At 63.3% G+C, this 11,982-nt stretch carries 10 protein-coding genes; 1 reads left to right on the top strand and 9 read right to left on the bottom strand.

Translation table 11 applies throughout. The features are described 5' to 3' along the window. Positions 1-5: 5 nt before the first annotated feature. Entirely contained in the window at positions 6-1,220 is a 1,215-nt protein-coding gene (gene serB / locus HMPREF3173_RS00895; protein ID WP_043212004.1) for a phosphoserine phosphatase SerB, read from the bottom strand. Positions 1,221-1,356: 136 nt separating this feature from the next. Here serB and HMPREF3173_RS00890 point away from each other — a divergent pair, with 136 nt between their 5' ends. After that, a complete protein-coding gene (locus HMPREF3173_RS00890; protein ID WP_070571123.1) occupies positions 1,357-2,805 on the top strand; it encodes a histidine kinase in 1,449 nt (482 codons plus the stop codon). A gap of 169 nt (positions 2,806-2,974) precedes the next feature. Here HMPREF3173_RS00890 and HMPREF3173_RS00885 read toward each other — a convergent pair whose 3' ends face one another. The 8 genes from HMPREF3173_RS00885 to HMPREF3173_RS00850 form a co-directional block, all read right to left on the bottom strand. Beyond that, positions 2,975-3,688 carry a PqiC family protein gene (locus tag HMPREF3173_RS00885; RefSeq protein ID WP_070571122.1) on the bottom strand — a complete coding sequence of 238 codons (714 nt, stop codon included), beginning with the start codon at positions 3,686-3,688 and terminating at the stop codon, positions 2,975-2,977. Positions 3,689-3,863: 175 nt separating this feature from the next. Continuing rightward, positions 3,864-6,122, bottom strand: a complete 2,259-nt coding sequence (parC, locus tag HMPREF3173_RS00880; RefSeq protein WP_043215890.1) for a DNA topoisomerase IV subunit A — start codon at positions 6,120-6,122, stop codon at positions 3,864-3,866. Between the two features lie 76 nt (positions 6,123-6,198). Further along, positions 6,199-7,185: an esterase-like activity of phytase family protein gene (locus HMPREF3173_RS00875; RefSeq protein WP_070571121.1), complete on the bottom strand. Its 987-nt coding sequence runs from the start codon at positions 7,183-7,185 to the stop codon at positions 6,199-6,201. Next, the gene (gene parE, locus HMPREF3173_RS00870) at positions 7,182-9,086 is read right to left on the bottom strand and encodes a DNA topoisomerase IV subunit B (protein ID WP_070571120.1); all 1,905 of its coding nucleotides are present in this window, start codon (positions 9,084-9,086) and stop codon (positions 7,182-7,184) included. The genes HMPREF3173_RS00875 and parE overlap by 4 nt, the downstream gene beginning before the upstream one ends. A gap of 34 nt (positions 9,087-9,120) precedes the next feature. Then, positions 9,121-9,729 (bottom strand): YqiA/YcfP family alpha/beta fold hydrolase, encoded by a 609-nt coding sequence (locus HMPREF3173_RS00865; protein ID WP_070571119.1) that lies wholly within the window; start codon positions 9,727-9,729, stop codon positions 9,121-9,123. Positions 9,730-9,904: 175 nt separating this feature from the next. Beyond that, positions 9,905-10,717 (bottom strand): 3',5'-cyclic-AMP phosphodiesterase, encoded by an 813-nt coding sequence (gene cpdA, locus HMPREF3173_RS00860; RefSeq protein WP_070571118.1) that lies wholly within the window; start codon positions 10,715-10,717, stop codon positions 9,905-9,907. A gap of 85 nt (positions 10,718-10,802) precedes the next feature. Continuing rightward, complete coding sequence (locus HMPREF3173_RS00855) at positions 10,803-11,255, bottom strand: DUF1249 domain-containing protein (protein WP_043207338.1); 453 nt, start codon at positions 11,253-11,255, stop codon at positions 10,803-10,805. After that, a complete protein-coding gene (locus tag HMPREF3173_RS00850) occupies positions 11,246-11,863 on the bottom strand; it encodes an NUDIX domain-containing protein (RefSeq protein ID WP_070571117.1) in 618 nt (205 codons plus the stop codon). Before HMPREF3173_RS00850 ends, HMPREF3173_RS00855 begins: the two co-directional genes overlap by 10 nt. Positions 11,864-11,982: the final 119 nt, after the last annotated feature.

Genomic DNA, 11,982 nt, shown 5'->3' with positions numbered 1-11,982 from the left:
CAACCTCAGCTACGCGCGTCGCGATCACGTAGCCCCAGCAAGTACAGCACGCCATCGAGCCCCAGGGTGGAGATTGCCTGCTTGGCCGACTGGCGCACCAGCGGCTTGGCGCGGAAAGCCACGCCCAGGCCGGCCAGCGACAGCATCGGCAGGTCGTTGGCGCCATCACCCACGGCAATGGTCTGTTCCAACTGCAGGCCTTCTTCGCTCGCCAGTTGCTGCAGCAGATCGGCCTTGCGCTGCGCATCGACGATCGGCTCAACGGCGACGCCGGTGACCTTGCCGTCGACCACTTCCAGTTCGTTGGCAAAGACATAGTCGATGCCCAGGCGCGCTTGCACCTGCTTGGCGAAGTAGGAGAAGCCACCAGACAAGATCGCTGTCTTGTAGCCCAGGCGCTTGAGCTCGGCGAACAGGTGCTCGGCCCCCTCCGTCAGGCGCAGGGAAGCGCCGATCTGGTCCAGCACGCCAACATCCAAGCCCTTGAGCAAGGCCATGCGCTCCTTGAAGCTGGCACGGAAATCCAACTCACCGCGCATGGCGCGCTCGGTGATCGCCGCCACTTGCTCGCCCACCCCGGCGGCCTTGGCCAGTTCGTCGATCACTTCAGCCTCGATCAGCGTCGAGTCCATGTCGAACACGGCCAGGCGCCGGTTGCGGCGGAACAGGTCATCTTTCTGGAAGGCGATGTCGACGCTCAGCTCCTCGGCCAGGGCGAAGAAGTCCGCGCGCAGGGCCTGGGAATCACTCGGCTCGCCGCGTACGGAAATTTCGAGGCTGGCCTTGCTCTTCTCGCAGGAGGCATCCAGCGACACCCGAGCGGACAGGCGCTCGATGCGCTCGATGGTCAGGCCGTACTGGCTGATCACAGCACTGACCCGCTGCAACTGCTCCGGTGTCACTTTGCGGCTGAGCAACGTCACGATATGGCGTGCCTCGCCCTGACTGTCGGCCCAATGCTGGTAGTCGGCCTCGGAAATGGGCGTGTAGCGGGCCTGCAGGTTCAGCGCATGAGCTTTGGCCTGAACGCTCTGCAGCAAGTTGGTGGCCACTTCGTTGTCCGGGATATCGACCAGAATGCCGAAGGACAGGGTGCCATGCATCACCGCCAGGCCGATGTCGAGAATGTTCACACCGCCCTGGACCAGGACGCCAGTGATGGCCGCAGTGAGACCGGGACGGTCTTCACCAGTGATGTTGATCAGGACGATTTCGCGCAAGACCGGGCTCCGACTTCGATGAAAAATGCGCATTCTACCGATTTTCCGTGACCATCGGGCGCTACCGATACTTTGCCGACAAAACACGGCTCGCTATACTGCGCAACACCTTTTTCGCCATAAAGAGCCGCGCTCTGTGAACCGGCCCACGCCAGTCAAACCTGATAACTTCTTCCTGATGATCTTCCGAGCCCTGCGCCAGCGTCGCGTTCCGCTGGCTCTGCGCATCGCCAGCCACAATATTTTCCTGGTGGCCCTGGCGCTGGTGATCTATGCCTGCGTCATGGGTCTGCAGTTCCGGCAGGCCATGCATGAGCAGGCCGACGCCCTCGGCCAGAGCCTGACCATCCAGACCGCCAACTCGGCGACCGAGCTGCTGGTGTCGAACGACATCCTCAGCCTCAACGTATTGCTGGGCAATCTGGTGAAGAATCCGCTGGTGGCCCATGCGGCCATCTACAGCGTGGACAACCGCATGCTGGCCGAAGCCGGCCAGCGGCCGAAGAACGGACTGCTGGGCGAGGCTGAAGGGCTTTACCAGACCAAGATCACCTTCCAGGACGTGACCGCCGGGCAACTGCGCATCAGCCTGGACATGAGCCAGTTCCAGCAGCCGATGACCATCAGCCTGCAGAGCATGGGTATCCTCGGCGGCATCCTGCTGGCCTTGGCACTGGCCCTGAGCCTGCGCCTGGGCCGTCACATCACGACGCCGCTCTTGCAGTTGCGCGTGTGGCTGCGTGACCCGCATCCCTATACCCCTGCCACCGATCGTCAGGACGAGATCGGCGACCTGGCGCGTCAGTTGCACACCCGCCTGGCACCACCCCCGCCGCCAGAACCGGAGGAAATCGAAGAAGATTTCGAGGACCTGGACGAAGTCGCCGCCGCCCCCAAGGCCACGGCAAAAGCCAAGATTGCAACTGAAGACGACGAGGACGATGATGCCTTCGCCGGTCTGATCGACGCCGAGGACAGCCACGCCAAGCCCGTCGCTGCGGTGTCCGACGAGCCGCAGTACAGCGCCGTGCTCGCCGTGCAACTGGGCTCCCAGGAGCAACTGCGCCGCCTGCCCCGCACACGCCTGACCGAGTTGCTGGAGCGCTATCGCGACTGCCTGGAGCAGGCCGCATCGCTGTATGACGGCGAGACCTACACCCTCAACGATGGCAGCACCCTGCTGCTGTTCCACAGTCGCGACTGTGGCGAGGATTACCTGACCAATGCCATCTGCTGCGGCGAATTGCTACGGGCGCTGGGCCATGCCTTGCAGATCGAGGTGGCCGACAGTGGCATCACCCTGCAACTGCAGCTGGGCTTGGTCCTGGCGGACGACCTGCAGGGTCTGGAGCAGGTCGACCTGCTGATGACCGAAAAAGCCCAGGATGCCCTGGCGCTCTCGCAGCACAGCCGTAACTTGCTGCTGGTGGAACGCAAGATCAGCGATGATGGACTGATTCGTCAACGAGCTCGCATCCGCCCGATAGCCAGCCCCGAAGGCGCCTGCTGCGTTGAGCGACTAATGGAGCCCTACCCGTCCATGCTCGAGCGCCAGTTGGCGCGCATGCACGAGCGCCGGGCCTGAGCTTCAGGAACGATTGGGGCCGAGCCAGCGCACCGTAGGAGCTGGCTCAACCTGCGAGGCTCCGCACAACAGCCCCCTAATTCGCAACCGTTCCAACAGCTCGAATCACCAGCACTTCACGAAGCAAAAAAAAGCCCGCATCGCTGCGGGCTTTTTTGTGTCTATCGGTTTAGAACCGGTAGACCTCCATGTCGGTCCGAATCGGCGAGGCCATCGGAATCTTTGGCTTCTCAGGCCCCTTCTTGACTTGAACCGGGGCGGACTTGCGTTGAGGCGGGGTCTCTTCAGCAATTGCCGGCTGGTTAGCCAGCGGTTTGACCGCAACACTGAGCTGCTCGGCCAGCTTCTGCAGCAATTGCCCCTGGGCCTGCACCTGGGACGCCTCGGAGCCCTCGTGTGGCTGCTCCAGGTGAACGATACGGTTATCCCGTACCTTGCCGCGACGATCGAGCAGGCGCCACTGGGCGTCGAGAATCGCCGGCTGGTTCTTGCCCGAATCCAGGCGGGTAATCGACAGCAACACTTGCACGTCAGGATTGAAACCGGCGGTCGCCGGGGCCAGGACCACGCGCTGGCTGTCCAGACGCCAGGCCAATTGGCGAACCAGCAACTGGTCGATGTCCGAGGACAAACTGCCGGCCCAACGACCGTCGGTCGCCGAGGTCAGGCTGCCATCAGGCTGACGCTGCAGGAAGGTTTCACGTTGCAGGTAATCGGCGACCGATACCGGGCCGAGCACAACCGCCATGCCGGCGCTCTGCGAGGGCTGGCCTGGATCACCGCTGTCCAGCTGATACAAGGCTACCGGCTGATGCATGCTGCATCCGCTCAGTCCCAGCAGACCTGTCATCAACAGCGCAAATGGAAGGCGCAGAAATTTCATTCATCCCATCCAAGCGGTCGCCCAGGGGCAAACCGCAGTGATACTCATGTAGATTCTTACGGGCACACGGCCACGCCGGTACCGCAAGGGCACTATCATCCGCGAAATAATCGCCCGACTCCAGCATTTCTGCCTGAAATGACGCTGTAATTGCCGCTTCAGACAGACAGCCGGTTCACTCAGGGCGTTCAACCGCCATGCCATCCACGCGCTGGAAGCCACGAGGCAGCTTGCTGCCACGCCGTCCCCGCTCGCCTTTGTAATGCTCAAGATCGTCAGGCTTGAGAGATAGCGTACGCTTGCCCGCTTGCAATACAAGGGTCGCCCCCTCACTCACTACCGCAAGGTCAGTGACAAACTCTTCACGGCTGGCGACCCGATCACCGGGCACGCCGATGATCTTGTTGCCCTTGCCTTTGCCCAATTGCGGCAGATCGCTGACCTTGAAGATCAGCAGGCGACCTTCGGTCGTCACCGCAGCCAGCCAGTCCTGCTCCCGGTCCGTCACCGGCCTTGGAGTCATGACCTTGGCGCCGTTGGGCAGACTGAGCAGCCCTTTGCCGGCCTTGTTCTTCGCCTGCAGGTCTTCACCTTTGACCACGAAGCCGTAGCCGGCGTCGGAAGCTACCACATAGAGCGCATCGTCATCAGGCAGCAGCACGCATTCGAAGCTCGCGCCCGGTGGCGGCGTCAGACGACCGGTCAGCGGTTCACCCTGGCCACGTGCCGAAGGCAAGCTGTGGGCAGCCAGCGAATAGCTGCGCCCGGTGGAATCGATGAACACGGCGTACTGATTGGAGCGGCCCGCGGCAGCTCCCTTGAAGCCATCACCGGCCTTGTAGGACAGGCCTGTGGCATCGATGTCATGCCCCTTGGCGCAGCGTACCCAGCCCTTCTCGGAAAGCACGACGGTAACAGGCTCGGTCGGCATCAGCTCGTTTTCCGAGAGTGCCTTGGCCTCAGCTCGCTCGACGATCGGCGAGCGGCGGTCGTCGCCGTAGGTCTCGGCATCCTTGATCAGCTCACTGCGCACCAGCTTGCGCAACTTGGCATCGCTGCCCAGCAGCGCCAGCAGCTTGGCCTGTTCCTTAAGCAGCTCGTCCTGCTCGCCGCGGATCTTCATCTCTTCCAGGCGCGCCAGCTGACGCAGGCGGGTCTCGAGGATGTAATCGGCCTGAACCTCGGTGAGGTCGAAGCGAGCGATCAGAGCCTGCTTAGGCTGGTCTTCGGTGCGAATGATGTGGATGACTTCATCCAGGTTGAGAAACGCAGTGAGCAAGCCTTCCAACAGGTGCAGGCGTTTCTCGACCTTCTCCAGACGGTGCTGCAAGCGGCGGCGGACGGTACCGATGCGGTACTCCAACCATTCGAGCAGCAAGGCACGCAGGTTCTTCAGCTGCGGCCGGCCGTCCAGACCGATGATGTTGACGTTGACCCGATAGCTGCTCTCGAGGTCCGTGGTGGCGAACAGATGCTGCATCAGTTCGTCGGTATCCACCCGGTTCGAACGCGGGATGATGACGATACGGCAGGGGTTCTCGTGATCCGACTCATCGCGCAGGTCGGCGACCATCGGCAGCTTCTTGGCCTGCATTTGCGCGGCGATCTGCTCCAACACCTTGGCACCGGAGACCTGGTGCGGCAGGGCCGTCACCACGATGTCGCCGTCTTCTACCCGGTACACGGCACGCATGCGGATCGAGCCACGGCCGCTCTCGTAGAGTTTGAGGATCTCGGCGCGCGGCGTGACGATCTCGGCTTCGGTCGGATAGTCCGGCCCCTGGATGTGCTCGCACAGTTGCTCGATGGTCGCCTTGGGCTCGTCGAGCAGGCGCACGCAAGCGCTGGCGACTTCACGCAGGTTGTGTGGTGGCACGTCGGTGGCCATGCCCACGGCGATGCCGGTGGTGCCGTTGAGCAGGATGTTCGGCAGGCGCGCCGGCAACACGGCAGGCTCCTGGAGCGTGCCATCGAAGTTCGGCACCCAGTCGACAGTGCCCTGGCCCAGCTCGCTGAGTAACACCTCCGAATAACGCGACAGGCGCGCCTCGGTGTAACGCATGGCGGCGAATGACTTCGGATCGTCCGGCGCACCCCAGTTGCCCTGGCCATCGACCAGGGTATAGCGGTAGCTGAATGGCTGGGCCATCAGCACCATGGCCTCGTAGCAGGCCGAGTCGCCATGGGGGTGGAACTTGCCGAGCACGTCACCGACGGTGCGCGCCGATTTCTTGTGCTTGGCATCGGCATCGAGCCCCAACTCGCTCATGGCGTAGACGATGCGTCGTTGCACCGGCTTCAGACCGTCGCCGATATGCGGCAAGGCACGGTCCATGATCACGTACATGGAGTAGTTGAGGTAGGCCTGTTCGGTGAAGTCAGCCAAGGAGCGGCGTTCGACGCCTTCGAGACTGAGTTCCAGTGAGTCGCTCATGCGGGCCTCGTCATTTCAGGTTCTGGCGCGACGGCAACTACCGCCGCGCCGGGTAAATTCAAATCAGCCGGCAAGCCTAAGGCTTGGCGTTCCAGCCACCTTCAGGGGCCGCGAAACGCCAGACGATTGGACGAGCCTCACCATCGGCACGGTCGCCGTTGTTGTTGTCCACACCCACCCAGGCACCTTTGGCGTCGATCACCAACGCCTCGGCCAGCCCATACGGTTGGTCGTAGCGGCGCGATTCAACCAAGGCATCGGCGGCGAACGACCAGCAGCGCTCGACCTGCCCGCTCTCGCTGTCACGGCGGCAGATGCGATAGGCGTTGCGTTCAAGGGTGTACAGTTTGCCCTCGTACCACGCCAGGTCGGAGAAGTCCCGCGCCATGGCCTGCGGATTGGGCATTTGCTTGGGCTGCATTTCGACGCCCGCCTCGCTGAGCAACACACAGCTGCGTGCGCAGTTCCAGACCGACTGCTGGCGTTCTACCAGCAGCAGACCGCGTCGCTCCCGCTCGGCCGCCAGCCACAGACGATCCCCGGACGGGTGGACTGCCAGCCCTTCGAACAGTGCATTGAAGTGCAGCAGCATGCCGCTGGCACGCGCCTGGCGCACCATGGCCGGGTCGATCTTCAACCAGCGCGGTTCGCCATCGGCAGGCAGTTGCAACACCGCGGCATGGGCTTCGCTGATCAGGTAGAAGTTGCCGGCCTGATCACAGCTGATGCCCTCGAAGTCCAGCTCGCCGCCGCGGATATAAGAGGCCGCCCAATTACGCGACTTCAATCCCCAGGGCAGGCCGCTCTCCGGCACCGGTGGCGGGGTGAACGTCAGTGGCTGGGCACGCCAGGTCCGGTCCTGCTGGTCGAGGCGGTAGATGCGGTCGTCGTCCCGGTCGGACACCGTCCACAAGGCCCCACGGCACCAGGCCAGGCCCGACAGGTTGCCACCGCGCATGCCATCGACCGGGTGTTCCTCGCTCATCTTGAGCTCAGGCCAGTTGGCCGCCAGGCTCGGCAAGGCGACCAACAGCAGGCAGACCGCTGCAATCAGGCGGGTCAAACCAGTACCTCGGCGAGATTACCCTTGGTCTCCAGCCAGCTCTTGCGATCGCCGGCGCGCTTCTTGGCCAGCAGCATGTCCATGATCTCGGTGGTGCCCTGCACATCGTCCAGGGTCAGCTGGACCAGGCGCCGGGTGTTCGGATCCATGGTGGTCTCGCGCAACTGCGGTGGGTTCATCTCGCCCAGCCCCTTGAATCGGGTGACCTGCGGTTTGCCACGTTTCTTCTCGGCCACCAGGCGGTCCAGGATGCCGTCGCGTTCCGCCTCGTCGAGGGCGTAGTAGATTTCCTTGCCTAGGTCGATGCGATACAGCGGTGGCATGGCCACGTACACATGACCGGCTTCCACCAGCGGGCGGAAGTGCTGAACGAACAAGGCACATAGCAGCGTGGCGATATGCAGACCGTCGGAGTCGGCGTCGGCGAGGATGCAGATCTTGCCGTAGCGCAACTGCGACAGGTCCGCAGCGCCCGGATCGACCCCGATGGCCACGGCGATGTTGTGCACCTCCTGGCTGGCGAGGACTTCGCCACCATCGACTTCCCAGGTGTTGAGGATCTTGCCGCGCAGGGGCAGGATCGCCTGGAACTCCTTGTCACGCGCCTGTTTGGCCGAACCGCCGGCCGAGTCACCCTCGACCAGGAATAGCTCGGCACGCATCGGGTCCTGGCCTGCACAGTCGGCCAGCTTGCCAGGCAGCGCCGGCCCCTGGGTGATACGCTTGCGTTCGACTTTCTTGCTCGCCTTCAGACGACGCCCGGCGTTGCTGATGGCCAGCTCCGCCAATTGCATGCCCAGCTCGGGGTGGGCATTGAGCCACAGGCTGAACGCATCCTTGACCACGCCGGAAACGAACGCCGCCGCCTCGCGGGATGACAGGCGCTCCTTGGTCTGGCCAGAGAACTGCGGCTCCTGCATCTTCATGGACAAGACGAAGGTGATGCGCTCCCAGACATCCTCGGGCGCCAGCTTGACGCCACGCGGCAGCAGGTTGCGAAACTCGCAGAACTCGCGCATCGCATCCAGCAGCCCCTGGCGCAGCCCATTGACGTGCGTGCCACCCTGGGCGGTGGGGATCAGGTTGACATAGCTTTCCTGGACGCTGTCGCCGCCCTCGGGCAGCCATAGCAAGGCCCAGTCGACCGCCTCCTTGTTGCCCGCGAGGCTGCCGCAGAACGGCTCGTCGGGCAGACGCATGAACTCGCTGACCGAATCGACCAGGTACGAGCGCAGGCCGTCCTCGTAATGCCATTCGACCTTTTCACCGCTGGCTTTGTCTTCGAAGCTGACCAAAAGGCCTGGGCAAAGCACGGCCTTGGCCTTGAGCACATGCTTGAGGCGGCTGATGGAAAACTTAGGTGAATCGAAGTATTTCGGGTCGGGGCTGAAATAGACGCTGGTGCCAGTGTTGCGCTTGCCAACAGTGCCGACCACCTCCAGTTCGCTGGCCTTGTAGCCATCGGCGAAGGTCATCTGGTACTCGGTGCCATCGCGCTTGACGCGCACGCGGACTTGGCTGGACAAGGCGTTGACCACCGAGATGCCCACCCCATGCAGGCCGCCGGAGAATTGGTAGTTCTTGTTGGAGAACTTGCCGCCAGCATGCAGCTTGGTGAGGATCAGCTCGACCCCGGACACCCCCTCCTCGGGGTGAATGTCCACCGGCATGCCGCGACCGTCGTCGCAGACTTCCAGCGAATGGTCGGCGTGGAGAATCACCTGTACCGAACGGGCGTGGCCGGCCAGGGCTTCGTCGACACTGTTGTCGATGACTTCCTGGGCCAGGTGGTTGGGCCGGCTGGTATCGGTATACATGCCCGGCCGCTTGCGGACCGGGTCAAGGCCCGAGAGGACTTCGATGGCGTCTGCGTTATAGGCGCTAGCGCTGGGATTGGCCATGGGTTCTCGTCGTCAGTCTGGTGAATGCAAAAAGTCAAAATACAGAAAAATCGAGCGCCGCATACTGCCCGCGCGCAATGCCGGCGAGGGCCAGCAATGCCGGAAGGCGCTCGGCGAAGCCCTGGAAACCGTGGTCGCCGCCAGCCTGGATGCGCAGGGCACAAGCTCGGTAATAGCGCTCGGCATGGCGATAATCCAGGGTTTCATCGGCGGTCTGCAACCATACCTGATAGCGGTTGGCATCCAGGGGGGGCGGCACCTCCAGCTCGGCCAGGGCGTGTACATGGTCCAGGGTCAGCTCCCAGGTCTCGTCGGTGTACAGGTTGCGCTGGGTGCCGAGGTATCCGTCGAACAGCCGGTGCGGTCCGACCGCCGGGTTGATGAGCAGTGCCTTCAGGCCATGGCGCTCGGCCAGGTAGGTGGCATAGTAGCCGCCGAGCGAACTGCCCACCAGCAAAGGGTGGCCCAGCTCGGCGATGGCCCCTTCGAGCTGGGCAATGGCCTGGCGTGGGTGGTGATGCAGGGCAGGCACACGCAGTTGATCGGCCAGGCCCAGTTGCTGCATCACCGCCTCAAGCTGGAGCGCCTTCCTCGACAGCGGCGAGCTGTTGAAGCCATGGATATAAAGGATGGAACCCGACATGCTGCCCCCGGAGTGTACTGCGGCGCGCCCGTCCGTGCGGGCGCAGGGACGCGCAGTGTAGCCTGTTCGCTGGGTTTTGGCGCAGCTTCGGGCTTTTCGCAACAAATTCTTCACGCCGCAGGCAGCCAGGGGCCTGCACCTTGTTCGCGGGCACTTACCAGGAGCACACCGAGCCTCAATACCCCGGACTGTTGAAGTCCAGCTGTACGTTGAAATCCCGGGCACGCTCGAACCCACTCTCGACTCGCCCATCGCCATGCAAGCGCAACCACCGGTAGCCGGGCTGCTCCTCGCTGACCTGGAAGTCCTCACTGTTGGGGGCGAACTGGATGCAGGTCGAGGGCGTGGCCAACAGACGAACACCTTCACGCCGCTCATCCCAAGGCTGGTGGATATGTCCCCAGAGCACTGCCCTTACCTGTGGATAACTGCGCAGTCGCTTCCACAGTTCATCGGCATTGCGCAGACCGATCGGCGCAATCCAGGCACAACCGATGTCCACAGGCTGATGGTGTAGGCAGACCAGGCAGTGACGCTCTCCCGCTCCAGCCAGGGCTTGCTCCAGCAGGGCCAGTTGATCGTCGGCGAGCCAGCCATAGGTGGCATCGGGCACGTTCGAGTTGAGCATGACAATGCGCCAGGCGCCCAGATCGGTCACCGCCTGCATCAGGTCGCTGCCCTGTGCGAACTCGGCCATCACCTTGGCCTCATCGTGATTGCCCGGCAGCCAGCGGCTCGGCGCACCCAACACCGCAGTCAGCTGGCGGAAGGCTTCATAGGACGCGACGCTGCCATCCTGGGACAGATCACCGGTGCACAGCAGTAAGTCCGGTTGCAGCTGCTCGCGCACTTGCTCGACCACATGCTGCAAGCTGTCGCGGGTATTCATGCCCAGCAGGGTGCCGCCCGCGTCCGCGAACAGGTGGGCGTCGGTCAGTTGCACCACCTGCAGGGGTGCCGAGGCTTGAGGGAGATTGAATTGCGGCAACGGCCGGCTCCTCGAACGGATTCAGCGCGATTATGGGATGCCGAAGGGGCCGGAGCAAAGGGCTGAAACCGACCGCCGTCACATTTCAGCGAACGGCTTCCAACTCATGGCCGCAGGCCAGGCAGTGGCTGAGCCATTCGCCCAGGAACAGGTTGAGCTGAGCTTTTTCGTCCGGCTGGTGCATGGCCGCGTTGGGATAGGGATAGATGCTGCGCAGGCGCCGGGTATGCTCGGCACTGACCACTTCGGCCATGCGTGCATCGTGGTACACCTGCACCTCCAGATGCGGCACCGGCAACCAGGGCAGACTGTGTTCCTGACGCACGCGCAAGGTGGTGGTGTAGGGGCACGCCAGCACCACGTCGAGCACCAGCACGCCCAGCATCTGGTCACCTTGGGTCATGCCGATGCGCCGCGAGCTCTGGGTGGTGCGCATGTCTGGCAACAGGCGCATCAGGCGGGCGTAGTTGGCCTCGCAGGCTGCCTGCAGCCCGGCCAGGTCGACCCGATAGCGCTCGCGTAACAGGTTCACGACCACATCCCTCGCACTTCCGCACGGTTCAGCGCCAACCATTGCAGGCCGATGATGGTCGCGGCGTTGCAGATACGCCCGTCACGCACAGCCTGCAGGGCATCCTCGAACGACCAGACGCGCACGCGGATGTCCTCGCCCTCGTCCTCAAGACCATGCAACCCGCCGGCGCCTTCGCTGGAGCAGCGCCCCAGGAACAGGTGCACGTACTCGTCACTGCCTCCAGGCGACGGGAAGTAGCGGGTCATGGGCCACAGTGCGCTGAAGGTCAGGCCGGCTTCCTCTTGGGCTTCGCGATGGGCGACCTCCTCGGGCTCCTCGTCCTTGTCGATGAGCCCGGCGACCATCTCGATCAGCCAAGGGTTCTCGACCTTGCCCAAAGCACCGACGCGGAACTGCTCGATCAGTACCACCTCGTCACGCTGAGGATCGTATGGCAGCACACAGACCGCATCATGGCGCACGAACAGTTCCCGGCTGATCTCCCGCCCCATGCCGCCAGCGAACAACTCATGGCGCAAGCGCACCTTGTCGAGCCGGTAGAAGCCCTGGAAGCAGTTGGCCTGCTCGACGATCTCGACCGCCTTGGGCACTGAATTCAACGTATCTGACATGGGAATCCTCGTTACCTCATTTACCGCATCGCGCCATCCTACTCTGCGAGCCGTCGTGTTTCACCCCTTTCCAATGACCGTTCAGGCGGCCAGGACAGAGCGTCTCTACTCTGTTAGCT

It is taken from the genome of Pseudomonas sp. HMSC08G10 (assembly GCF_001808425.1).
GTDB lineage: Bacteria > Pseudomonadota > Gammaproteobacteria > Pseudomonadales > Pseudomonadaceae > Aquipseudomonas > Aquipseudomonas guariconensis.
The sequence above is the reverse complement of the archived record's forward strand: the minus strand, read 5'-3'. Positions and strand labels throughout refer to the sequence as shown.

Coding starts and splice junctions, on each gene's coding strand:
- HMPREF3173_RS00885 (WP_070571122.1), bottom strand. CDS start 3,688: ATGAAATTTCTGCGCCTTCCATTTGCGCTGTTGATGACAGGTCTGCTG.
- parC (WP_043215890.1), bottom strand. CDS start 6,122: ATGAGCGACTCACTGGAACTCAGTCTCGAAGGCGTCGAACGCCGCTCC.
- parE (WP_070571120.1), bottom strand. CDS start 9,086: ATGGCCAATCCCAGCGCTAGCGCCTATAACGCAGACGCCATCGAAGTC.
- HMPREF3173_RS00865 (WP_070571119.1), bottom strand. CDS start 9,729: ATGTCGGGTTCCATCCTTTATATCCATGGCTTCAACAGCTCGCCGCTG.
- HMPREF3173_RS00850 (WP_070571117.1), bottom strand. CDS start 11,863: ATGTCAGATACGTTGAATTCAGTGCCCAAGGCGGTCGAGATCGTCGAG.